Here is a 24174-nt window from a genome sequence, read left to right on the forward strand (position 1 = left end):
CAGGATCAATCGGCGATGGCGATGGCTGCCATGCTCAATTCAAGGTTGGAATACCGCAAGAGCTCAGCGCCGCAGGCTTCAAGCGTAGCACCGGTGGTGACTACATCATCGACCAGCAGTACGTGCCTGCCGCTGAGGTCAACCCCGGCAACCGGTTCAAATGCCTGACTGACATTCCCCTGCCGCTCTGCGCGTGTCATGCGTGTCTGCGTTTGGGTGAAGACGACCCGCCTGAGTGCCTGTACTACAGGACGATCCATAGACTCCCCCAGCCCTTTAGCAAACCAGTCCGCCTGATTGTACCCCCGCATTTTTTCTTTTCTGGGATGCAGGGGAACCGGCACAATCGCTTCCACACTTTGATAAACGGGTACCGAACGCAGCACTTCACCATACCACTTCCCGATGTACCGGCCTACCTCCTGCTTGCCATTATATTTAAGGTGGTAAAGCAGGCGCTGTGCCCGCCCGTCTTTAACGAACTGGAAAAAAGCAGCTGCTGTTTGCAGTTCCAGACGCCCCCACAGGCGCTCCGTGAACGCATTGTCCAGGTGCAGGTGATGGTCGGTTTGCGGCAGTTTATACCGGCAGGTAAGACAAATCGGGTCAGATTGCCCGGAAGGCAGGTTGCGGTCGCAGGCATAGCAGAGATTGGGGTAGAAAAGCCCGAGCAAATCGTCAAGCCAAGGGGGTAATGATTGGAGTGGTACCGACATCCGGACAGTGCGTTGGTTTTGCCCTTTGAAGGTAAGAAAAAACGTCTGCCCCGCAAAGCGAGACAGACGCATCAAAACAAAACGAAAAACCAACTTTAAACAAGTTTCTTTATCACCACTAACTGAATCCGTGGGCCGAATGTTGCTTGAAGTGGTGTTAAGGATTTCTTAAAAGAATCCGATATTATTTTAGTTTTCAATGGCTTATACCGCTTCTTTCAATTTAAGTTTTGTAGCGGTTAAGCGCAAGGCCGAAGCCGTCATTTTTCTTACAAAACGCGATTTGACCGCTGAATTTATTCAAGCAATCAAACTTTAGCCGCTTTTTACTCCGGCTTCAGCCGAACGGGAAGGCTCAATTCTTCGCCATTGCGATTGACCGCCACGTCCATGATATCACCGGCTTTAGCCTGACCGATAATCTCCTGCAATTCCGGAACGGATTTAATCTCCCGGCCATTTACCCCGACGATCACATCTTTAGGCAACAATCCGGACATTTTTGCGGAGCCGCCTTCCACCAGTTTCTCAATAACAACCCCCTGCGTAATAGGCAAGCCCAATTCACGGGCATAATCACCATCGAGCTCTGATATCTCGACGCCCAGGTAGGCACGCTGGAAACTACCATACTCAATGATATCATCGGCAATACGGCGGACCAGGTTCACCGGAATGGCAAAGCTGTAGCCCGAGAATACACCGGTACGGGTAGCGATAGCGGTGTTAATGCCCAGCAACCGGCCCTCTGCATCCACCAAAGCGCCACCGCTGTTGCCAGGATTGACGGCAGCATCGGTTTGTATGAAGGACTCAATGGCTTTTCCGCCTCCCAGCAGGTTAATGCTGCGCCCTTTGGCACTTACAATACCCGCGGTTACGGTGGAGGTCAAGTCAAAAGGATTACCAACGGCCAGCACCCACTCCCCAATTTCAGCTTCGTCGCTGTTGGAGAAGTCGAGCGTGGGGAAGTCGTTGCCTTCGATTTTGATGACGGCCAGGTCGGACTTTTCCTCTGTGCCAATCACTTTAGCAGTATACGTACGATTGTCATACAAGGTTACTTCCACCTCGTCGGCATTCGCTACTACATGGTTATTTGTCACGATGTAGCCATCGCTGGAGTAGAACACGCCCGAACCGGTACCGCCCTGAGGCTGACCGCCACCGTAGGAATCGCCAAAGAAGAACCGGAACGGATCCTGACGGTTGGAGGTGGGCTGAGCAATTTTAGAAGAAATATGGACCACGGCAGGCATGGACTTAGCTGCTGCTTCCTTGAAGTCGAAAGGCGCATTGGCCATAGCAGGGGACACATTGACATTTCTGACCGCCTGGGCATAAGTATTGTCCTGCGTGACAGGCAAAGTGGGCTGTGGGGCCAGCAAACTGTAACCGCCAAGGGTAATCAGGCCACCTACAATACCCGCGAACACGAGTGCAAATAGCTGTTTCATAATCGGATGAATATTTTGTGTTTGATGATTGCCGAGATGCATTCTGATCTCTTAACATTTGGCAAAACGCCTGAGCTGCGATCTTTGTTATGGGAATTTCAGGGCTTTAACGGTAGCTTAACTACAGGTACTTTTTACAACCCTCTTGCTGATTTAAGTGGAAATCGTTATCTTGAATGCCTGCACTTGCGAACAGCACCTCAAATAAATTGACCATTCTATTCTGCCGTATGCCGAATAGCAGATTTCGGTGAGTCCCTTCCGGGTTTTATCGCAAATCTCTTTTGGTCTTTTTTCTTTGTTTCGTGGGCGTAGTGAACGGATTTGAAACAGCAGGAGTTCTATGGTAAGTACACCTTTCATCCGTGCCCTTACGCTTGGCTAACCTTTAAATCTGACATGACTCAAGACTATCGCAAACGCCTACAGCAACTCATCTGCCCTGAAAATGAAGCAGAAGCGGCGCTCCTTAATGACCATGCTTTTCAAGAGGGCCTGCTTTGGGGCGTTCCACGGTTTGGTCATCCGGAAGGAGAGGTGTATAAACATATCCTTGAGGTACTGGAAAATGTAGACCGGCTTGACATTTCCCCTTGCGTACGCCGAAAGTTGCGGCTCATCACGCTTGTGCATGATACGTTCAAGCATTTAGAGGTTCGGGGTACGCCCCGCGACTGGTCTAAGCACCACGGTATGATCGCCCGGCGCTATATGGAGCAGTTTACGGCTGATACCAGCATTCTTGATATTTTAGAACTGCACGATGAAGCGTTTTATGCCTGGCGGTGCATTTTCGTCTATCAGCTGCCACAAGAGGGACAGGCACGTCTGCAACGCCTGCTCGGAAGGCTGGGGAGCAACCTGCAACTGTATTACCTTTTCTTCAAGTGCGATACCGAAACCGGCGACAAAATGCAGGCGCCGCTGCGTTGGTTCGAAACCACCGTGCCAGGTATTGAGCCTCTTCCGCCACTACCTCAAAGCTCCACCCGGTAAGTCAGGATCGGGATCAGGCTTAACTGATAGCGCTGTAACACCTCATTTTGAAGAATGTCGTAGTAGGTATAAGCTACATTTTCCTGATTGGTCAGGTTTTGGATGTCCAGCGCAAGGGTACTGCTGTACTTTTTCCGGCTCTTTTTGATGTAAATCCGCAAGTCGGTGCGGAAGAAATCGGGGAACTGCTCCGTGTAACCAGCTGAGAAATCAAAGCGGGTATAACTTGCAGCCTCAGAAGCATCCACATCTATCGGGAGGTCCCTCAGCCCTCCCAGGTAGTTCACCCGAAGGTTCAGCCCTATGGTCCTTATATGTTTATCGGTTTCCTTTTGCCATTCTTTTCCTCCGGCGGCATTGAAGATGTAGCGCCCATCGTAGCGGCCAGTTTGAGCTGCTTCACCGGGCAAAGTGAAATCAGCCTGGTACAACGTCAAATTAGCCAGATAATAAAAGCCTTTGGTCAGGAGCTGTTCGACGGAAAGTTCAACCCCATAATTATCGCCCGTTGCCTTTTCTTCCCGGATGCTTCCGTCCAGCCATGACCAGCTATTGAGCTCGTTCAGCGTAGTGAAGGCGCCGCCGCCTGCCACATCAAAAACCGGTGCATTGAATAAGTGGTGGTAGAACGCCTCGACTTTCACACTCAGTGCCGGTTGCGGTTGCCATTGGTAGCCTAGCGCACCCTGATGAGAACGGGTGGGGGACAGTGCCCCGAATGCCCGGAAATACGGAGAGCTCATCTGAGAATGCAGCCCGTAGCCTGCATAGAGTTGATGCTGAGGCGCCAGTTGATAGCTTAAGGAAGCCCGGGGCTCGACATAAATGGGCGAGGACTCCAGATAAGCAGGCAGGTGGAGACCCAGTTGATAGCTCACCCGACCCGATAGCGGGCCGCTTAGGGTGAAGTATGGAGTCAGGATGGTTTCGTTTTGTGTTGCTGCATCCGGCGAGGCTCCTTCCAGTTGGTCAAGGTGGTCAAACGCCCGTACCTGAAGCCCGAATTGTGCCTGATGCCCCCGGATGAAGTTGTGACGGTAATACGTATGCCCGGAGATCAAACGCAGACGGTCATCATCCTCCAGAAGAGCCTCTGGGAGTGCCTCCTGCAAATCTGGAATTAGCGCCTCGCTGTATCGCTCCTGATCGACGGCAGAAACCCCAAGCCCGGTAAACCACAACCCACGCTCACCAACCGGCTGTTCGTGGGTCGCCCCCAATATGCCCATATTTGACCGGAAATCAATACTGAACAAATCCTTATCCGACTCTCGCAATTCGGGGTCAGCCTGCCCTTCGAATAGGTTGCTGCTAAGGCCACCCACCCCAAAGAGGGTAAGCTTACCGCCCTTCTGCCCGGGAAAAACCAGGTTGAAGGACAAATCCTGAAAATTAATCGCCTCTTCCCCGAAGTTCACGCCGGCTTGCGTAAGCAAACCTACGGTAGAATAACGGTAATTGACCAGGTAGGAAGCTTCGCTGTTTTTAGAAAAAGGCCCCTCAGCGGCAACATCCAAACCGATCAACCCGGCCTGCAGGGTAAATTCCTGCTGTTGATTATTGCCCGCCCGCAGGCGCATGTCCATCACCCCGCTCAGGGCATTGCCGTAGGCTGCCGGGAATGCTCCGGTGTAGAGGTGGGAGGTCGACAGCAACTGAGCGCTCAAAGCATTGACGCCGCCGCTGTTCATCGTTGTTCGATCGGAAAAGGTGCCGGCATTGGGCGTGTGGTTAGGATTGAGAATTTGAATCCCCTCCAATTGCCAGGCCATGTGGTCCGGCGAGTGCCCCCGAATGCTCATGCCATTGGCCTGATCATTGGTATTGACCACACCTGCGTAAGAGGAAGCCAACCGTGCCGGATCGTAGAAGGTAGCCGGGAAACGGCGCACCTGTTCGATGGTCATGGTTTTGACGCCCAAAGGCTGCACCACCTGCATACCACTGCGGGAAGCGGTCACCTCCACCGCGTCTAAAGCCTGTGGCTTCGGCTTGAGCTGCAGTTCCAGCACCACTTCCTTACCGGATTCCACCAGCACTTCCGCCAGGATAAAGGGCGCGTATCCCAGGAAGGTTACCCGCAGTTCGTACCGCCCAACCGGCACTTCCGGAAACAGGAACTGCCCCCGATCGTCCGTCACGGTACCCGAACCGAAGCCAATAAGCTCAACTGCCGCCCCGGTCAGCGGTGCGTTGGTGCCTGCTTCCAGTACTTTCCCCCGAACGGTTTGGGTAGGTGAGGACTGTGAGAACAGCGAAAAAGTGCCTAACAGCAGAACCAGTAAGTAAACGTAGCGCATGAAAATGATTGATTTTAGATCCCCAGCGTATCGCGGTTGAGCTGATCGTCTGACCCTCCCCCGGCGAAATCATCGAAAGACTTCTGTGTCACTTCGATGATGTGCTCCTGAATGAAGGGCGCACCCTCTGCCGCACCCTGCTCGGGGCTTTTGATGCAGCATTCCCATTCCAGCACCGCCCAACTATCGTAGTCGTACTCTGCCAGTTTGCTGGAAATGGCCCGGAAGTCCACATCCCCGTCACCCAGCGACCGGAAACGGCCTGCCCGCTTTAGCCAGGGCTGATACCCTCCGTAAACACCCTGTTTGCCAGTAGGGTTGAACTCCGCATCCTTAACGTGATAGGCCTTGATGCGTTCATGGTAAAAGTCAATAAACTGAATGTAGTCGAGGCACTGCAGCACGAAGTGGCTGGGGTCGTAGTTGATGCAGCAGCGCGGGTGCCCATCCAGCGCTTCCAGAAAAGCCTCAAAGGAACCCCCATCGTGCAGGTCTTCGCCCGGGTGCAGTTCGTAGCAAACGTCCACGCCCTGCTCCTCAAAGGCATCGAGTATAGGCTTCCAGCGTTTGGCGAGTTCTTCAAAGCCCATTTCCACCAGGCCGGCCGGGCGCTGTGGCCAGGGGTACATAAAGGGCCAAAGCAGGGCGCCGGAAAAGGACACATGGGCATCTAATCCCAGATTGCGGCTCGCTTTGGCGGACCATTTCAGCTGCTGAACGGCCCACTCCGTTCGGGCTTTGGGGTTGTTGTGCACCGCTTCCGGGGCGAAACCATCAAACAGCTTGTCGTAAACCGGGTGCACGGCGACCAGCTGCCCCTGCAAATGAGTAGACAACTCGGTGATTTCCAGCCCATGTTCGGCAATTCTGCCCTTAAGCTCGTCGCAGTAAGTTTGGCTTTCCGCAGCCTGCTGCAGGTCAATGAGCCGGCTTTCCCAGGTGGGGATTTGAACGCCTTTATAGCCCAGCCCGGCCATATAGGCACAGATGGCATCGAGGCTGTTGAATGGAGGCTCATCGCCCATAAACTGAGCGAGGAAAATGGCGGGGCCTTTCATGGTCTTCATAGTCGTGGGTTTTAGATTGGAAAGTACGGATTTTTTGGAAAAGCATCCCTGGCTTCAACCAACCAGATAGCTGATCAAAGCCCCGATGGCTTCATTCATACAGGGATAAGTAAGGTTTAGCCTCATCCGTATTCACAATGTTTTTTTCAAAAAAAATTTAGGCCATTTGGAAATACCTATGAAGGAGGGTATATTACATTCATTCAAGTAACCGTTGCAATACAAAAAATCACAACCGCGCCGGATCAATTAATTTTATTGCCTGGCTTAGATTGTCAGTTATTCTAATGACTTCACGCGCTGGCGCTTACTAAAACTGTATGAAGCGTGTTTTTTTTGGACTTTTTTTAGGCATCAACCTGGCTTGCACGGTCCAGGTACATTAATTTTTGAACATGCGAACTTTTTTGACTTTACTCTGCTGTATGGCCGGATTTACCTCCAACCTATCCGCCCAAAAACACGATTACACCTGGCTGTTCAGTGAACAATACATCACTAGTAATGACTGGGGGGAAGCCTCTAGGCTCGACTTTAATTCAAGCCCCCCTGTCATTAGTGCACCGGACAGTGTGCAGATGATTTTTGGGGGTACCAATTTTACGATGAGCAATGCGGAAGGGGGGCTGATTTTTTATACCAATGGGTGCGAAATACACAATGCCCGGCACCAGCTTATGGAAAATGGAGATGGAATTAATCCGGGTGATGTGCATGATCATCAATGTGATGAAAGTCAATATTCTCCAGGTTATACCGTACCTACACAAGGTGCTCTAGCATTGCCAAAACCTAACACACCTAATATATTTTATCTTTTTCATATTCGGTCTGCCTATGATCCAATCTTAGGAGCTCCGTATGGTGCACTTATTCAATTATTGTACACCGTAGTTGATAGTGCCCAAAATGAAGGGAACGGATCAGTCGTAGAAAAAAATATGAGTGCGTGACAAAAAAGCGGGGCATCTATTATGCCGCCATTTTCCGGAGGCGGATTTTGCGTTCTGAGCCAACGACAAACTGGACAAAATCCTCCATGTCGCCATTTAATTTTACAGCTCTTAGATCCATCACTTTTTGGGCACTGTCGCTGCTCCACCGCATGCCGCTCTGCTCCATACGCTCTTTGACCAAATGCCCACAAGTGGACTCTGCCATAGCTGAGCTTATGGGGTATCCCTTCTTGATAAAAGCCAGATAGTCCATCTTATGCTGATGGTTGGTAAAATAGGTAATGGCTTTGTTCAGCTGTTGGCTTTTACTTTTGGATAATTTTGTCTTATCCCGGATAGCCACTAAATCATCAATGACTTTTTGCGTTTTGCTGTTGAGCAAGTCCGTGAGCATATCCCTGACCCAAGGCGTGCGCAGCTTGGACTGCTCGCCAAAAACCGCAGTCGCGGCTGCCCAAACATATTCCAGCACATGGATAATATCCAGGATAATGCCATCAAAGGCATCTTCCAAACCGTATTTTTTGACCGCTCCCAAGACTTTGTCCTCTAGCCCGATGCCTGCGTCAATAGGGACAACGAAGCGGCTGTCTGTATGGCTAATCCGGTTTTTGATGTCCTGTATCCCATAGTCCACCGCCTTGTCCTGGTCTGCTAAAAATGCCCTGCGGTGGATATTTTCGTGCCAGCCATTCTTTTTTGAGCGCTGCTCTTGTTTTGGTTTTTTCTTTATCTTTTGAGGCTCGTTTTCCACTCCCATCAAAGCATCGGCAATGGCTTTGACACTACGTTGCTTAGGCTTAAAGCTGGAAGTTACTGAAACAGTTGCCATCTGCTTTGTCCCTGGTTTCTCCCCTTTGCCCAAGCGGGCTTTGGGGTTGCCCGAGCGGGCTTTGGGCTTTCTTACCTTCGGTACGCCCTTGCCGTCAAAAGAGGCGCTGAAGCACACCGCTTCAGGTTCTGCCTTAGCCGGGCGGGCCTCATAATAGGCTTCCACGTATTGGCCCAAATTAAGAGTGTTGCGCACCGAGGACTCCCAGCGCAAATCCAAATTCAGCAGCTTGTTAAACAGGTGCACGCTTTCACGGAAATCATTCTCTGATGCACTTTCGCCCACTAATTCCTGGATATTGTAAGACCAATAGCTCCCTCGGGGCAACTGCAGGTGCTCATCCAGTTTATATACAACCCCTTTGTCACTGGCCCAGTGGCTCGGGCGCTGTATGGATAAGGGCCCAAACAAACTTAAATAGCGCCGCGCCTTCTTGCCCTTGCTTTGGCAAGCTGCTTGATTGTCCACGTCGAATTCATAACTCTTGCACTGTTTTAGCTTCCCGGCTATGATGTACCGGAGCAGCAGCAGCCCGATGCTCAGCAATTCGCTCAGCAAGCCTTTTTCAATGTCATGCATGGCATCCGAAGATTCGACGTATCCATCGCTAAGGCACACTAATTCTTCAAACTTCTGATTTAATCGCTGGGTAAGTTGCTGTTTTTCCATAACTTCATCCGGGAGGTTTGGCTGTCGTTAATTGTTTTGTGTCAAACTCAATTTACGACTTATTGGCTCAACCTCCCTTTTTTACCCATCCCCGCTTTTTTGTCACGCACTCGTGCGATTTTATAGCTTCTCAAGGAGCAGCATCACAATGGCTTGACTACCATAGGAAGGTTATCAACCCTTAGCCTCTAAAAATTATCGTTCCCTCCACCTTTCTGATCATCATTATTGATCTTGGAACGGCGGCCGCGGCGGTTACCACTGAAATCCAGTTCGCCAAAATTGTAGCTGATGCTAAAGCCAATCGAGCGGAACGGAATGCTAAAGTTGGAGCGCTGATAGAAGTTTTCGCCCTGAATTTCGGAGGGGAAACTCTTGCGCTCATTAAACGGCTCGATAGCACGGATACCAAGGCTGAAGCGCTTGTTAAACTGCTTCCGTAGCCCCATACCATAAAGCCAGAAACTCGGGTTCTCTCCCTGCAGCGTCTGCTGTGGAGAACGGGCAAAACCGAACAAATCAAACTTCCAATCCCTCGGTAAATTGATATTCGCACCGATATTACCGTTCCAAATTACCGTGCTCCGGCTCAAATCAATGCTGTCTACCGTCGACTCGGCGTTATAGGTGAAGATGTTAAAGCCCAGGCGGAAGGAACCTATTTCTTTGATGTTGACCGATGTAAAGAGGTTAACTCCCACACTGTTGTTTACACCAATGTTCAGATAACTGGTAGACGACACCTCTGAAGCCGGCTCGATTTGGACGAAGGACTCAATAATATCCGTTGTCTGCCGGTAATAGACCGCGGCATTAATAGCGACCCCTTTGACGAAGGTATTGTAGCTCAACTCGTACTGGTCCACGACTTCGGGGTCAAGTGTTGGATTTCCAAAAACCAGGTTGTTGGGGTCACTGATTTGGGTGAATGGGTTGATAAAGAACAGACTTGGCCGCTGAATACGGCGCGAATAGCTCGCCTTCGCATTACTGAAGTTCTTAAACTGCTTGTTCAGAATAATGCTGGGCAAAATATTACCGTATTGCTGGGTAAATGGCTCTTGCTCTAACTCCCGGTATGCGCCACGAATGGTGGTATGTTCATAACGCGCGCCGGTGATCAGTCCGATAGACTTGCTCAATTTCCAGTTCAAGGAAACATAACCGGCGTATACATCCTGATCGTACAGGAAGTTATCTGTGAGGAAAGGAATAGGCGTAAACATAACGGTATTCGTCTCCCTCGTCAGGGTCTCGTAATCACTATTGATGCGCCGAATGACGGTCTTGAGCCCCGTTTCCAGTTTTGTCCCTCCGGGAAAGGGGTGTACATAGTCCGCCTGCAGAGTGTACTCACTGTTGATACCATCGTTAAAATTTCGGATATCTTCCTCGTAGCGCAATTCGCTGCCATCCTGATCTGTGACATTTTCCTGATCACTGTTGGTAGTACTTAGCTGAAAGGCTACAGAAAACTCCCGTTCAGATTTGGGATAGGTACGCTTGTAATCTACTGTCCAATCGTAGCCATTTCGTACGCTTGCATTATCATTGCTGCGCACAAAATCCACGATATCACCTGTATTGGGGGCGATGCGGCCATTGGTTGTACCGTCCCGCCAATTATTAAAGCCATTGAACCGGATACTGGAGTTGATGCTATTGTAAGCATTGAAGTCGTAGAAGGCCCCGAAATTACCGTTAAACCCGAGTACCTGACTACTATTCGGCCCACCCTGGATAAAGGTACTTAGTATGGTTTCGCCCTCCTGCTCCTCCCGCAGGAAGTCAATAGACCCTTCGCGCCTCCAGGACCAGAAGCTGTTGGCACCACCGTTGAGCCCAAAACGGCCACGCACCCAATTCAGATTGACCCCACCGTTATTTTGGCGGGTTCCGATGGAGGTGTTTACAGAGCCGGTAAAGCCTTCAGCGTTTCTTTTTTTGGTGATGATATTGATGATTCCCGAACTCCCTTCCCCGTCGTACTTAGCGGTAGGCGTCGTTATTACTTCCACCGTTTTTATCTGGTTAGCAGGGATCGTTTTCAGGGCATCCGCCGGGTTAGAACCAAACAAGGTGGAAGGGCGGCCATTGATCAGGATTTGAATATTGGAGGAGCCCCGCAGGCTTACGTTCCCGTCCAGATCTACTGACAGCAAAGGGACATTACGAAGTACATCTGCGGCGTCGCCCCCCACGGTACTCGCATCTTTTTCCGCGTTGTAAACCAGTTTGTCAATCCGGTTTTCCACAAGGGCCGCCTGCCCCGTCACCGTAACCTCTTCCAGGTTTACACCCGTTGGCAGGATATAAATAGTGCCCAAGTCCAGGTCAGGCTTTTCCAGGGTGGTTTCCAGGCCTTCCAGTACCTTAGGTTCGTAGCCCAAAAAGCTAATATTCAAATCGTATTTCCCATTCTCCACCTCAATAATCTTGAAGGAGCCATCCGATTCCGTAATCCCGCCATCCTGTTGCTTCCCATCGGCTGACTTGATTAAAACCAGGGTTGCAAATTCTACCGGCTGCCCACTGATCGAATCAATCACCGTCCCGGCAATACGCCCTTTAATGGTAGGCCCCTTCTTGCCGCCCCCAGTGCCGCCCCATGGAGGCTGAGCCGATATAACGGAAACCACCAGCAAAAAAACCAACAAGAGGGAAAAATGTATAACGTTGGACTTCATACTAACGAATATTTTGGTGCAGAACAAAGTTCTCCCTGATCAGTTGCGAGGAACAAGCAGATTGTCATAGTAGTGTAATGGCTGGCAAAAGTAAGCTTTTCGTATTTATCCAAGCTACTCCTGCTTTTTGTCGGAGACCATAGGTACTGCTGTTGGAGCAATCGCTTTTTTCAACTAAACATCTGCGACGCCCGGGTTAAAAGTGTGACCCGGTTATCCCCTTAAAAATGTGATATCACCTGGAAGCTGACTGCATCAAAGATCCGGGAGGTCTTCGCTACCCGAAAAGACTAAGAGATGCTAACATAGCATCTCTTAGCTGTACTTCCTCAGAATCATTGCCGCAGGAGTAAATAGCAAAGGAAATATTGATAAAGAGAGTGGTGGCACATTAACGCCAAACCACTTTCTGCTGCGCCAGCCGCTGCCCCTGCCGCCAGAGGCTGGCCACATACCATCCGGCAGCCTGAGGGGGTAAAAACACCGGAGATTTAGGCGCTCCCGGAGCTTCGTACACCAACTGCCCAATGGCATTGTGCAAGCGTACCACCACTGGCTCTTGTACCGGTAAAGACCATTCTACCTGTACCTGGCCGGTGGCTGGATTGGGCAGGGCTTTCAGATGAACGTTATTGAGGGCAGGCTCCGGCGTACTGACGTAGAGCGTAGTGGCACAACTGCGGTTATCCGAGGGGTTGTAATCGAAGCTGTAGTTGGGCAATTCCGCTGTAACGCAAAGCTGGTAGGGGTCTCCAATAATACCGAAACTATTGAATTCAAACTCCGGGATATCCCATTCCAGCTCAATGGTACTGCCCGGGGCAAAATTCAAGTTATCCCAGTTTTCTTTATTGAACTGCTCAAGAGAAGAACAACCGTTCCAAATATCATAACTGACCCAGGGGAAACGAATGGCTAGAAAAAGGGTATGCACGGTATCCGGACCGTGATTCTCAAGTGTAAACCGGGCGACTGGCAAGTCGTAAACCAGCACTTCACCAACCGGCACGCTGAGCTCCCGGCTACTAACAACAGCAGGCCCCTGCACCTCGATTTCCGAAAGTACAATATCATATCCCTCCGATTCACTGAATCCATTAAACTCATAATGTTTTAGGAAGGGGGCAACTCCTGCGCGCCCGACCAGTAGGTAACCGGTAGGGGTAATTGCAAAGTCGTTGGGCTGTATACCCTGGTCTATATTGAAGCCGCTTAGTGGCTGTAAAATACTGTCATAAATATTGATCAATCCATTATCATGCAAGATGGCAACCTGCCCAAAACCAATCGAAACAGCCTCTATAGCGGCACCTGTTGCCGATGCCACAACGGCCTGAAGCTGCATCGCCTCATCGTGCAGCCATACCGAGTCCTGATCATAGCTGATCAGCCCGCCTGAGCCATTCGATTCCACCTGCTGCCCGCGATAGCCTGGCAAAGTGTCCAGGACTGACAAAGCCGTATCCGTAATAATAATATGCTGAAGTGTCCCGATGGCAATAGTTGTATCACTTAGTCGTTCAAATTCCAGAAACTCCTGCCCACCAGGAAAAGGGATTTCCCGGACCACCTGCCCGGATACCTTTATTTCCTGAAGCATATCGTCGTAGTAATTGTGCACCAGAAAAGACTCCCCCCCTAAAGGAAGAACATTAAACGTAGTCCCCTGCTCAAAGGGCACTTCTTGCCTGCCCCCCTCCGAATCGACGAGCAGTATATTTGCCCAACCGGAACAAAACCCTACATTGACAGGAAAAGCAAGCGCACTATCCGGAGTTTCCTCTAAAGAAAACTGTTGCCAGGCATTGAGGTCATATGGAAGAGCCTCATTGGTGATCAATTCTCCATCAGGAGTAAATTCCAGCAGCCGATTGCGGTTGGGCACCAGCATGGCATAATTACCGCTGTTCCGCTCTAGGATTTGCGTGACCTCTCCGGACATCAGGTCAGGAAAGGCTTTTTCCCACTGGGCAGACAGGGTCGTACTAAATACGGACAGGACTAAAGATAGCGCTAACTTTTGCATCGTATTGGGGTTTTACAAGCAATTTAATGCTTCTCTGTATCCACTACAATGTTTCGCTATAATGAATACTGCAACGGGGCTGACGAAACCCCATGCCTAAATCACCGGTAATGATTCGTCACCACCACCAATACGCCATTCACCAGATCAAACCAGTTAGGGTGCGGGTCGTTGGTGGACAGGGCGATGCTGACATCAGCTTCCGGAACGTACATAATGATGCTCCGGTAGTCCATCAGAGAGCCGGTGTGCCCGTAGTGGACGATGCCAAAGTCGTCCCACAGACGGGTGCCCAGACCGTAGTTGCTGCCGCCTACGGCAAAACCATAATCGGTGATCATCAGTTCTTTGGAGGCAGCGGTGAGGAAGTCGCCTCCGTACACGGCATTGCCATACTTCGCCAGATCGGAAGGGGTGGAAACGATAGCGCCCGCCGCGCCCACTGAGGTCAGGTGGTACTCATAGGCACGGCTGTTTTCCGCCAGGCTGTCGATTTTTTCTGCGTAGGAGCTGAAGTCGTCGTACAAGGTTTGATCCAGCCCGAGTGGATTGAAGATGTAGGATTTGTACAGATCGCTCAGCGACTGTCCGGTGACGGCTTCCGCCAAAGCGCCCAGCACATAAAAGCCCGTATTGGAGTAGCGGTAGCTGCTGCCAGGCCAGAAAAAGGAGCCCTGATCGACCGTGTAGTCGTAGATATCCTGATGCTCCCACACGCGGGTCTGCCAGTCGCTGCCGGTGTAGAAGCCACCGTCATTGAGATGGTCGCCCATGCCGGAAGTATGCGTCAGCAGGTGTTCAATGGTAATAGCGATGCCATTATCCAGCCCAGGGATTTCCAGGTATTCAAACAGCTTATCATCTAACTCAAAGTAGCCCTCTTCTGCCAGGCGGAGGATGAGGGTCGCTGTGAAAGATTTGGTCACGCTGGCCACCCGGTAGCGATAGTTGGGGTCGAGCGGGTTGTTGCCTCCGGGGCTGTGCTCTCCGCGGGTGGTGGTGATGAGCTCATCCTCGGGGGTCATCAGTGCTACGGACACCCCCAGCATACCGCTGGTGGTAAACTGGAATTTACTGGTAACTTCGTTGTTGAGCTTTTCGGTGATGGACAGGTAGACCAGCACGGCAATCTTCAGCGTCCGCTTGCGTTGCCCTATATCATCGGCGGCAATGATGTCTATGGTCACATTGCCCTGATCGGAGCGGGCCGGCGTACCGGAAAGCACCTGCGTGGCCGCATCGTAGGACAGCCAGTCCGGCAAGCCTTCAAAACTTACTACCGGAACAGGGCCATCGGGATCGGTAATTTCCAGTTGCAGCGTAAACAGGGAATCGGCAATAGCCGAAACCGAAGATGGCGCCTCGATGACCGGCAGTTGGTTGGCAGGCATGATGTCGTCCTGCTGATCTTCTTTGGAGCAGCTGTGGAAAAGGAGCGATAGTGCGAACAGTGAAAGCAGTAAGAAACGGTTCAGCATAGATGATAAAACTATTGAGTATGCAGATTAAATGTAGAGGAAGTAATTTCTGTTGTTGTACGCAAAGCCGCAAAGGGTAGCGCAAAGATCGCAAAGTTATACGCAATACGAAGTGGTTTGCGACATCGGCCACTGACGAAGCATAGCTTGTCAGGACAGGCGCAAGCCACTTCTCAGCGTAGATGCTGATATTGAGTAGGTTTGCTGTGGCAAACCACTTAATCGTCAGTATATAAGGCTCAGAACCTTCTCAATCGCCATAGCAACCATCCTTCGCGCCCTCTGCGTGAATCCCAGGTAAGCCATCGCTGTACCTGACAGAACACAAAACCAAAGGGATGACCAAGATAAGGAATTCTCCCTTACCTTTGCTGCACAAACAGCAGGACCATGGCCCGACTTCAATTTTGGATGTTTCTTCTTTTTCTCCCGGCACTGGGCATGGCCCAACAAGCCAACCGGCAGCACTACACCGGGCTCAACCTTGGCGTCAGTGTCATTCAGGAAGACCTGCGGGAAGGATATGCTTATCAACCTTTCACTTTACTGGCGGAAACCTCACTCTGGCTCATAGGTCCGGTATCGGTTTATGCAGAGGGGCAGTTTGTCTATGCTGATACTCCCATAGAACCGGGCGCCGTTTACGAAACCGGCCTGAATATGGGCTTCCGGTATCAGGCGCAGCTTTCGGAGCGGTGGCTTTTGGGGGCGGCCATTGGAGCCGGACCGCATTACATCACCCTCAATACAGAAAGCCAGGCGCCGGGCTTTATCTTTTCTGATAATTTTGAACTGGGCTTTTCTTATCTCCCACCTGCCAGAGACTGGGGCATCAATCTGCGCACCCGTTTTCGGCACATCTCCAATGCCGGCTTCAAATACCCGAATCTGGGCCTGGATAATCTCTTTGTCATTATTGGCATTCGGCAACAGATTTAGCCCTTTCGCATTTGAGGAACTAAAACATAGGAGATCTTTTGTTGTTATAACAACGTTCTGCTTTCGTAGCGAGCACTTGCACAATAAAAAACCCTTCACTGATGAGATTCCTTACCATAATTTGCAGTTTGAGCTTCGTGCTTTTTGGATGTAATACAGGTCAGGAGGCACCGGATAGAGCTACATCCAACGCCACGCCCGTCCAAACAGCTGCCTTTACTTTTGCTGACCAAGACCCGGGTTTGAGCGATTACTGGTATCAGGGCAAGGCTGAAATCAGCCGGTATGATTTGGAGCAAAACCGCTATCAAGATGTACACCCGGGAGAAGCCGTTGCTATTTTTGTAACGGAGGATTTCCTGACCGACAAGCAGGTCAAAAATGATAATTACAGCAACCCCAACAGCACACCGGTACTAAAGACAAACCTGCTGCGCAAATTCCCCACCGGCATTTATGACTACAGCATTATGACCTCTGTCTTCACACCCACTAAAGTGAAGGATTACCCCCAGACGCTGAAGGTTTCCACCACGGCACAGGATTGGTGCGGGCACGCTTACATGCAGCTCAATTACGAAGAAGAGCAGTACCGCATGCAACTGCATTCCTACTTTGAAAATGAGGCGGACCAGGACAAGAAGGTGGGCTACGCAATGCTGGAAGACGAGCTGTTCAACCGCATCCGGATTCATCCGGAAGGATTGCCGACCGGGCAGATTGATGTCATTCCGGCAACAACCGTGATCCGCTTGCGCCATTTACCTTTTAAAGCCTATACCGCCAACGCCACTCACGGCGATTACAGCGGTACCGATTTTGAAGGAAGCAACCTCAAGGTATATACGCTGGAATATCCGCAACTGAAGCGAACGTTGTCCATCGTTTACCAGGCTGAATCACCCTACATTATTGAGGGCTGGAAAGACACCTATCCTTCCGCATTTGACCGGCAACCCCGTACCACGCTGGCCCGGCGGACGAATACTATTTTATCGCCCTACTGGAAATTAAATAGCCGTGAAGATATGCCCGAGCGGCAGCGGTTGGATATGGAAGTATTCCCTGGAAAAGCGGAGGATTAACCCCGGAATGCCTGCCGGGCCGCCTGATCGGCGCGGCGCATGGGCTCGATGTTGCGGTATTGCCCCATCAGCTGCTTTACGGTTTCCAGCGCAATGCCCTGACTAACTTTATGCCCGGCACTGACGAATACCGGCTTGACGTTTTTTCGGGTGCGCAAAGCATGCCCCACTACTTTTTCATCTAGAAGAACAGGCAACGCAGCGCCCTGTTCCGGCGGCAGTTCGCCTGTGTAGGGAAGCAGCGTATCCTTAGCTAGCCCAATTACCGGGTAGCCGGTAGTTACGCCCAGCCAGCAGGCCAGCCCGAACTGCCGGGGATGGTTGGTCCCATGCCCGTCGGTTATGATCACTTTAGGGTAGCGGTTGAATTCCCGGGCGATATCCTCCAGGGCATTGATCAGCAACGGTCCCTCCCGAAAGGCAAAAAAGCCCGGCGCGTAAGGAACCGTCACCTCGTAAGTTTTGATTACCGTACCAACGGGCTCCTTGGGCCAGCGCAAGACATCCACGGCTACTGCACCAATATCCCCTTGATACTGCACGTCTGTAGTAAAAACCCAATCACCGGGATTTAGCGCCAAGTCCTGCCGCGAAGATTGCGGAATGCGCACTTGTTGCGCCAAGTCCAGTTGACGTTCCCGCAGAGCTTGTTTATCCATTTTTTAAGTAATTGTGCAGGCGTTCCAGTTGAGGGCGGTTGCGGAGCAAAGCACCCGCAGTAACTTGAGCCGTCTTAGCCTCTTTCAGGTTGGGAAAGCGCAGGGTTTTGTAAGCGGCTGAGTACTTCCACAATAAATCCAAAAAGTTGAAGTAAAGGTTGTACTTTTCGTAGGGAGGGATTTCCACCAGTTCAAATCCCAGCCGTTTCGCGGTCCGCTCGCTGAAAAAGTAGGAACTGCCTTTGATCAGGGTTTCCTCTGAGACCTCTCCTTTTTCCACCAAGTCTGTCAGATGGAGCAGCCCTTCCAGATAATAAGCCAGGATGCGGCGGCGCAAGGGTGCACCGGCGGGCGTGCCCCGCAGCACAAAAAGGTAGTCGAAAGAGGTGCCGTTGTGCAGTCCCCAAACCTTTTCATTGGGTGCATATACCAATAGCATAGGCGACAGATAGCGGTACAGCCCGATGAGCCTGAAGAAAGGCGTGAAGGCAAATTGTATCGCCGGGACAATGAGCAAGAGCAGCGGAATGTAAAAGAGCCAGTGCTCTGTGCCATACATGATGACTTTCCCGGTAAGGTAAGCGCCGGCAGCAAAAAGCAGTAACGCCAGAATCCATTGTACGGCCTTGGGCCAGGTGTAAAATGTATTCATATCAGTCCTTGTAAAAGATCCATTTGCCCAGTTCCTTAAGCGTCACTTTCTTACCGTACATGAGAATACCTACCCGGTAGATCCGCCCGGACAACCAGACAAAAAAGATCGCTGTGGCGGCCAGCAGGACGACCGACAGCACCACCTCCCAGACCGGAGGCGAGAAGGCCAGCCGGGCCGGCATCACAATGGGTGAAAAGAGCGGGAATATAGACGACCATACGGCCAAACTCGAATTGGGGGCCTGTATAGCCACAATCATAATGTAAAATGCCAGGATCACCGGAATGGTAATCGGAATAGTCAGGGACTGCCCTTCGCCCAGATCATCGCCCATGGCTGAGCCCACGGCAGCGAACATGGAAGAGTACAAAAAGTACCCGCCCAGGAAGAAGAAAATAAACATCGGCAGGATGAGCCACCAGTTGAGGCTTTTAAACTCCTCAATGGCAAGGGCGACCATAGCTTCTGTGTCCTCCGGGTTGAAATTGGCAGCGCCGGGCTGCTGTTGTGCCATCTCCATTTGCGCACTGGAATCAATGCCAAAGAGCAGGCTGCTCACCAGTATGATAATCGGGATCAGGATAGCCCATATGGCGACCTGCGTCAGCCCTACCGCGCCAACGCCTACAATTTTGCCCAACATCAACTGAAAGGGGCGGACGCTGGAAATCATGACCTCTACAATACGGCTGGTCTTTTCTTCCATCACCGAGCGCATGACCATCATACCATAGATAAAGACCACGATGTACATGATGATGCCCATGATGCCTCCAATGCCGGCGGCAATAGCTCCGGTGAGCTTACTGGCATCCGCGCTTTCGTCATCAATGGGCTCCGGCTCCAGCTCGATGCGGGTATCGATTGCTTCCAGTTGCTGAGGGTCGAGCTGCAGGGCTTCAATTTTGTAATCGCGCATCTGTCCCCGCACCCGGTCCCGGATCAGCGCATCTATATCCAGGGAGGGCTGCTTGTCGGCATAGTAGTAAATAGTGTGGCGGGTAGCCATCACATCTTTGACCCTGGGCACGACAAGAATGCCATCGTAGTCGAAGTCATCAAAATTTTGGCGGAGGGTTTCCAGGTCCGTGTCCACAAATTTGAAGTACAAATTCTCTTCATCTTTGATAGACTGGTCAAAGATATTGCCTTCATCAATAATGGCAATGCGCCGGGAATCGTCGCTTTCGTACTGAAAGATGAGCCCCGCCACTACGAAAAACAAGCCAAAGGCCAGCGGGGTCAGCAAGGTAGCCAGGATGAAGGAGCGGCGGGTCACCCGTGTGAGGTATTCCCGCTTTATGATGAGCCAAAGCTTATCCATGATCGTTGTTTAGGGTTAATTAGTTGACCTGACGGATGAAGATTTCATTGAGCGTAGGCAGGATTTCCTGAAAGCCCTTCACAAAAACGCCCCGGTCGAGCATCGCACGGAGGAGGGTATTGGACTCAGCCGTTTCTGCCACTTGTACGGTGAGCCGCCCGGGCTGTTGATCAATAACTTTAGCCCGCTCCAGCAGGCCCTCCGGCAGCTCGCCCTCGTACTCCAGTTCAAACAGGTTTTGCTTGAAGCGGTCTTTAACGGCGCTGACTTTGCCCTCCAGCACATTCTCGCCTTTGTTGATCAGTACGATGTGCTCGCAAATTTCCTCGACCTGCTCCATGCGGTGGGTGGAGAATATGATGCTCATGCCCTTCCCGCGCAAGCTGTGGATTTCGTCCTTGATCAAATTGGTATTGACGGGGTCCAGCCCGGAAAAGGGCTCGTCCAGGATCAGCAGCTTAGGCTCGTGGACGACGGTCGCAATAAACTGAATCTTCTGCTGCATGCCTTTGGACAGCTCTTCCACCTTTTTGTCCCACCAGTCCTCAATGCCAAATTTTTCCATCCAGGCGCTGATCTTGGTTTTGGCATCTTTAGCGGATAAGCCTTTGAGGCGGGCCAGGTAGGTCAGGTGCTCGCCCACCTTCATTTTGCGGTAAAGCCCCCGCTCCTCGGGCATATAGCCAATTTCTTCGGGGTGGCGGCTGTTGAGCTTTTCTCCATCCAGGTACACCACGCCCTCATCGGCCCGGGTTATGGTGGTGATGATGCGGATAAGGGAAGTCTTCCCCGCCCCATTCGGTCCCAGGAGCCCAAAAATACTCCCGGCAGGCACCTCGAAACTCACGTCATTGACAGCGACGTGCTTTTCGTAGGTCTTCACAATATTCTGAATATCAAGTATAGGTCTGCTCACGGTTCAATAGGTTGTGGCAGGGAAGATAAGCCCATTTCTGCGGGGGACGCAAGAAATTCGGTTAGGGATTGGGATTTTTGGATGAATGGGTGGTTGAAATACAAAGCACCTTGAAGGAGATGCTACACTAAGTTAAAGTCAAAACTACTTCCTGTTTACATAAGTTTTCTTAAAATTTCACTTCAATTCGTTTAGTACTAACCGTAAACAACACCCCGTACCCGCCCTCAAAATTGGTAAACAGGTCATCCTTTGGCGGGAAAAACCCTCCGATCTCGTCATCTGGCACCGATGCCCGATAAGCATTGTACTCCTCAGAGATGACCCGGATAAATACCGCTGCACTGTCAATGCTAAAGGTATCCACCGGGACAAAATCCTCAAATCGGGTAACTTGGGAGGGAACAATTAGGTTAAACCGGACCGTGTCGTTTTCAATAAAAGGCTCGCTACCGCTGAGTGCAGTACGCACTCTGTCTCTGACCAGTTGCCCATCAGCATACAAGTCGGCAAAAACACCGTAGGAGGCTGCATCCTGCCCCGTATGACTGAAGGATAAAGATATGTTGTATTGAGAAGCTGGCTCATTATAGTTGACCGTATAATCAAAGACATCAACCGGCGGGGGTAACAATACCACTTCCGACACCAGATCGGGGTAATCGTTATGGCGCACCTTTAGCTGATACTGGCTTCCCGGGGCGCCCAGTGTAGCTGGTGCAGAGACATATTGATCTTCTTCAAACTGAAGCTCTTCCAGAAAGCCGCCGTCTTTGTAAAGTTCCACTACCGCATCTGAAATAAAATTAGCCGCAGAGGTATCCAATGCCTGCACAGTAGGAAAAAGGTAGGCAGATACAGGCCGGTCATTCTCAATGCGCGCAAAACAGACCAAAACGGGCGGAGCCGAAGGGAAAATCCCCTCATCGTATGGCCGCGTCAATTCACAGGCAGTAAGTAGTAGTAGTGGGCCAAGAAGTATTTTGTTGAGTTTCATATACTAAGCTATTTCCAGTCGAACGTCCGGCTGTAACTAAGTGAAGGAATAAAAGGGAACAGCCCGACAATGACAACCTCTGGCTGATCCTCTCCCAGGTATTGCCCATCCCGGCTGAAGCGGGGCGTTGACTCTATGCGGATGAAATAGGGGTTGATGCGATTGTAGGCATTATAGATACTCAGGCTCAGGTCATGGGTAGGGCCTTCTTCCCTTTTCTGCCAGCGGTAGGTGCATCCGAGATCAAGCCGGTGGTAAGAAGGCAGGGTGACATTATTGCGCTGATCGTTGATACGGGCGCCACCGGGGAAAAAAATATCCTCAAATGCAATATTCGTATTGGGTATTTTGGCGGTGGGCAAAGTGATATGACTACCCGTTTGATAGCTCCAGGTGGCTGAAAATTGCCATTTTTCGGACACCGCATACAAGAGCACTACGGAGCAATCATGACGCCTGTCAAAACGAAAAGGGAACCATTCCCCCTGATTGATCCGGTCGAACTGCCGCTGACTCTTCGACCAGGTGTAAGACAGCCAGCCGGTAAGCGGGCCTTCCTGCTTTCGTAGCAATAATTCCAGCCCATCTACCCGTCCTTCTCCATTAAACTCCAGGAGCTCTTCCCAGCTGTACACATCCTCCAACCCACTGTTGCCTACCGCTTTTAATTCCGTAAGGCCTGACATGCGCCGGTGAAAGGCTTCCAATGCTACCTCATAACGCGCGCTGGGATCCAACCACCTAATCCCCATTGCCACCTGTGCGCCCTGTTGCGGGGGAGCCGAAGCGGTGGCTCCCAACCAGATTTCATTAGCTTGCCCGGCATTACCCCCCGTAATCAAATGCATAAATTGCTGCCCGTAATTGGCGCTTAGGCTCGCCCATAATCCTTTGCCCACGCGGCTTTCAAATTCTAATCGGGGCTCCAGCGATAAAAAAGTGGTATCTGAAGCCTGATGCACCACCTGCCGAATGCCCAACCGAATATCCGTAGCATTGCCCAGCCGGATGTTCATGTCTGAAAAATAGTTCTGCTGAAAAGCCCGGGCATCACTCAACAGGAGCGTGGCAGACCGACCTTCGCTCTGAAAAGTACTCTGTGGGGTGAACCGCTGAATAACCTGCTCGGTGCCCAACATAAAACTTAGATTCCGGTGGGTGTATTTGGCGAAGGCCCGTATCCCAAAATCCTGATTGGATGAGGCATTGGCATTGAAAGATGCTGTCGTCAAACCATTCGCAAAGAGATTCATCTCCCGCTGATAACCTGAAAAGCGATACCGGGTATAGTAAATGATACTCTGCAGTGACCAACGATCGCTTAGAAAGGCGGCGTACCTCAATGATGCCGTTTGATTGCCCCATTTCACGCCAATTGCTTCTTCAGATCTGATTCGTTCCTGATTGCCCAGGCTACCACCCGTAAGGACTTCTTCCACCTGACTGTCATCCAGACTACTATAGTAGCTTAAGTAAACCCTGTGGTTATCATTTATCTGGTGGGTAAGCTTTACGTTTAGGTCGTACATGAGGTAACGCTGTTTGAAATCCTGGCCCGAAAATGCGTTAAACAAGACGCCCAGCCAGGAGGAGCGGGCCGAAAGCAGGAAGCTGGTCTTATCCGTTTTGAGCGGCCCTTCTACCAGGAAGCGGCCCAGTAAGGGGCTAATAGTCGCCTTCCCCTCCCAATGCTTTAGATTACCCTCGCGCGTCCGGATATCAACCAGACCAGATAACCGCCCCCCATACTTTGCCGGCCAGCTTGCCTTGTAGACATCAAAGTGCTTAATCGCATCAGTGTTGAAAACAGATAAATAAGTCCCGAAATGACTGAGGTTGTACACCGGAGCCCCATCCATCAAAACCAGATTCTGATCAGGGCTGCCCCCGCGTACCAACAAGCCGGTAGTGCCCTCTACGCCCTGCGCAATGCCCGGCAGCAGCGTAATCGTCTTGAGCAAATCAGCTTCGCCACCAAGCTGGGGCAATAACTGAAGCGTTGAAATGGGCAATGAGACCCTGCCAAGTTTCGGCACGCCGTGATTAGAATAAGAAGACACTTCCACCTGAGGCAGGAAATTCGAAGTGCTCAGCTCAATGTGCAAAGCCTTCCCTTCTTCGAAGACTCCACAGATCACTTGGGGCTCATAACCGATGTACTGCGTATGTAAGCAACCATATACGCCGGGCAGGCTCAAAGTAAAAAAGCCGTACTCGTCAGAAATACTGTATGCTTTGCTCAATGTATCCTGTATGACCGCTCCGATGACAGGCTCTTGGGAGTTTGCAGATTTAATGGAGCCGTGAATATTGAGCATCCTTTGTTGCGCAGATACCGTAACGGATGCCACCAGAAAGAGAAGCGTATAGCATTTACCTTTCACGAGAAACCAGCTTTATTGTTAAGAGCCCGGT

General features: G+C 51.1%; 18 protein-coding genes. 4 read left to right on the top strand and 14 right to left on the bottom strand.

The window, feature by feature from the left end; translation table 11 throughout:
• Positions 1–5: 5 nt before the first annotated feature.
• The gene (locus IX84_RS04175) at positions 6–716 is read right to left on the bottom strand and encodes a ComF family protein (protein ID WP_044216808.1); all 711 of its coding nucleotides are present in this window, start codon (positions 714–716) and stop codon (positions 6–8) included.
• Positions 717–1042: 326 nt separating this feature from the next.
• Entirely contained in the window at positions 1043–2173 is a 1131-nt protein-coding gene (locus IX84_RS04180) for a S1C family serine protease (RefSeq protein ID WP_044216810.1), read from the bottom strand.
• Between the two features lie 399 nt (positions 2174–2572).
• Between IX84_RS04180 and IX84_RS04185 the strand changes: the two genes are divergently transcribed.
• The gene (locus tag IX84_RS04185; protein WP_044216812.1) at positions 2573–3169 is read left to right on the top strand and encodes a hypothetical protein; all 597 of its coding nucleotides are present in this window, start codon (positions 2573–2575) and stop codon (positions 3167–3169) included.
• Here IX84_RS04185 and IX84_RS04190 read toward each other — a convergent pair.
• Entirely contained in the window at positions 3151–5469 is a 2319-nt protein-coding gene (locus tag IX84_RS04190) for a TonB-dependent receptor (protein WP_044216814.1), read from the bottom strand. The two genes, IX84_RS04185 and IX84_RS04190, sit on opposite strands and share 19 nt — an antisense overlap.
• Before the next feature lie 14 nt (positions 5470–5483).
• Positions 5484–6536, bottom strand: a complete 1053-nt coding sequence (locus tag IX84_RS04195) for a sugar phosphate isomerase/epimerase family protein (RefSeq protein ID WP_044216815.1) — start codon at positions 6534–6536, stop codon at positions 5484–5486.
• Positions 6537–6931: 395 nt separating this feature from the next.
• Between IX84_RS04195 and IX84_RS04200 the strand changes: the two genes are divergently transcribed.
• The gene (locus IX84_RS04200) at positions 6932–7489 is read left to right on the top strand and encodes a hypothetical protein (protein WP_152604909.1); all 558 of its coding nucleotides are present in this window, start codon (positions 6932–6934) and stop codon (positions 7487–7489) included.
• Between the two features lie 19 nt (positions 7490–7508).
• On the opposite strand, the gene IX84_RS04205 is transcribed toward IX84_RS04200, so the two are convergent.
• The 4 genes from IX84_RS04205 to IX84_RS04220 form a co-directional block, all read right to left on the bottom strand.
• Entirely contained in the window at positions 7509–8993 is a 1485-nt protein-coding gene (locus IX84_RS04205) for an ISKra4 family transposase (RefSeq protein WP_044216405.1), read from the bottom strand.
• Positions 8994–9181: 188 nt separating this feature from the next.
• A complete protein-coding gene (locus IX84_RS04210) occupies positions 9182–11680 on the bottom strand; it encodes an outer membrane beta-barrel family protein (RefSeq protein ID WP_044216819.1) in 2499 nt (832 codons plus the stop codon).
• A 391-nt stretch (positions 11681–12071) separates the two neighbouring features.
• The gene (locus IX84_RS04215) at positions 12072–13706 is read right to left on the bottom strand and encodes a T9SS type A sorting domain-containing protein (RefSeq protein ID WP_044216821.1); all 1635 of its coding nucleotides are present in this window, start codon (positions 13704–13706) and stop codon (positions 12072–12074) included.
• A gap of 101 nt (positions 13707–13807) precedes the next feature.
• Positions 13808–15184 carry a serine hydrolase gene (locus IX84_RS04220; protein WP_044216823.1) on the bottom strand — a complete coding sequence of 459 codons (1377 nt, stop codon included), beginning with the start codon at positions 15182–15184 and terminating at the stop codon, positions 13808–13810.
• 390 nt (positions 15185–15574) lie between these two features.
• Between IX84_RS04220 and IX84_RS04225 the strand changes: the two genes are divergently transcribed.
• Both IX84_RS04225 and IX84_RS04230 read left to right on the top strand, forming a co-directional pair.
• Positions 15575–16123, top strand: a complete 549-nt coding sequence (locus IX84_RS04225) for an acyloxyacyl hydrolase (protein WP_044216824.1) — start codon at positions 15575–15577, stop codon at positions 16121–16123.
• 101 nt (positions 16124–16224) lie between these two features.
• Positions 16225–17208 carry a hypothetical protein gene (locus IX84_RS04230; protein WP_052515753.1) on the top strand — a complete coding sequence of 328 codons (984 nt, stop codon included), beginning with the start codon at positions 16225–16227 and terminating at the stop codon, positions 17206–17208.
• On the opposite strand, the gene IX84_RS04235 is transcribed toward IX84_RS04230, so the two are convergent.
• The 6 genes from IX84_RS04235 to IX84_RS04260 form a co-directional block, all read right to left on the bottom strand.
• Entirely contained in the window at positions 17205–17867 is a 663-nt protein-coding gene (locus tag IX84_RS04235; protein ID WP_052515754.1) for an endonuclease V, read from the bottom strand. The genes IX84_RS04230 and IX84_RS04235 overlap by 4 nt on opposite strands.
• A complete protein-coding gene (locus tag IX84_RS04240; RefSeq protein WP_044216825.1) occupies positions 17860–18519 on the bottom strand; it encodes a hypothetical protein in 660 nt (219 codons plus the stop codon). Before IX84_RS04240 ends, IX84_RS04235 begins: the two co-directional genes overlap by 8 nt.
• 1 nt (position 18520) lies before the next feature.
• A complete protein-coding gene (locus tag IX84_RS04245) occupies positions 18521–19846 on the bottom strand; it encodes an ABC transporter permease (protein WP_044216826.1) in 1326 nt (441 codons plus the stop codon).
• A gap of 19 nt (positions 19847–19865) precedes the next feature.
• Positions 19866–20762 (bottom strand): ABC transporter ATP-binding protein, encoded by an 897-nt coding sequence (locus IX84_RS04250; protein ID WP_044216827.1) that lies wholly within the window; start codon positions 20760–20762, stop codon positions 19866–19868.
• A 169-nt stretch (positions 20763–20931) separates the two neighbouring features.
• Positions 20932–21759, bottom strand: a complete 828-nt coding sequence (locus IX84_RS04255; protein WP_044216828.1) for a DUF4249 family protein — start codon at positions 21757–21759, stop codon at positions 20932–20934.
• Between the two features lie 8 nt (positions 21760–21767).
• Positions 21768–24143 (bottom strand): TonB-dependent receptor, encoded by a 2376-nt coding sequence (locus tag IX84_RS04260; protein ID WP_152604910.1) that lies wholly within the window; start codon positions 24141–24143, stop codon positions 21768–21770.
• Positions 24144–24174 lie beyond the last annotated feature (31 nt).

It is taken from the genome of Phaeodactylibacter xiamenensis, assembly GCF_000759025.1.
Classification (GTDB): domain Bacteria; phylum Bacteroidota; class Bacteroidia; order Chitinophagales; family Saprospiraceae; genus Phaeodactylibacter; species Phaeodactylibacter xiamenensis.

Bases quoted from the DNA above. Each gene is read 5' to 3' on its own strand.
- IX84_RS04180 (WP_044216810.1), bottom strand. From the start codon at position 2,173: ATGAAACAGCTATTTGCACTCGTGTTCGCGGGTATTGTAGGTGGCCTG.
- IX84_RS04185 (WP_044216812.1), top strand. From the start codon at position 2,573: ATGACTCAAGACTATCGCAAACGCCTACAGCAACTCATCTGCCCTGAA.
- IX84_RS04220 (WP_044216823.1), bottom strand. From the start codon at position 15,184: ATGCTGAACCGTTTCTTACTGCTTTCACTGTTCGCACTATCGCTCCTT.
- IX84_RS04210 (WP_044216819.1), bottom strand. From the start codon at position 11,680: ATGAAGTCCAACGTTATACATTTTTCCCTCTTGTTGGTTTTTTTGCTG.
- IX84_RS04240 (WP_044216825.1), bottom strand. From the start codon at position 18,519: ATGAATACATTTTACACCTGGCCCAAGGCCGTACAATGGATTCTGGCG.
- IX84_RS04235 (WP_052515754.1), bottom strand. From the start codon at position 17,867: ATGGATAAACAAGCTCTGCGGGAACGTCAACTGGACTTGGCGCAACAA.
- IX84_RS04205 (WP_044216405.1), bottom strand. From the start codon at position 8,993: ATGGAAAAACAGCAACTTACCCAGCGATTAAATCAGAAGTTTGAAGAA.
- IX84_RS04195 (WP_044216815.1), bottom strand. From the start codon at position 6,536: ATGAAGACCATGAAAGGCCCCGCCATTTTCCTCGCTCAGTTTATGGGC.
- IX84_RS04190 (WP_044216814.1), bottom strand. From the start codon at position 5,469: ATGCGCTACGTTTACTTACTGGTTCTGCTGTTAGGCACTTTTTCGCTG.
- IX84_RS04200 (WP_152604909.1), top strand. From the start codon at position 6,932: ATGCGAACTTTTTTGACTTTACTCTGCTGTATGGCCGGATTTACCTCC.
- IX84_RS04175 (WP_044216808.1), bottom strand. From the start codon at position 716: ATGTCGGTACCACTCCAATCATTACCCCCTTGGCTTGACGATTTGCTC.
- IX84_RS04225 (WP_044216824.1), top strand. From the start codon at position 15,575: ATGGCCCGACTTCAATTTTGGATGTTTCTTCTTTTTCTCCCGGCACTG.
- IX84_RS04215 (WP_044216821.1), bottom strand. From the start codon at position 13,706: ATGCAAAAGTTAGCGCTATCTTTAGTCCTGTCCGTATTTAGTACGACC.
- IX84_RS04255 (WP_044216828.1), bottom strand. From the start codon at position 21,759: ATGAAACTCAACAAAATACTTCTTGGCCCACTACTACTACTTACTGCC.
- IX84_RS04245 (WP_044216826.1), bottom strand. From the start codon at position 19,846: ATGGATAAGCTTTGGCTCATCATAAAGCGGGAATACCTCACACGGGTG.
- IX84_RS04230 (WP_052515753.1), top strand. From the start codon at position 16,225: ATGAGATTCCTTACCATAATTTGCAGTTTGAGCTTCGTGCTTTTTGGA.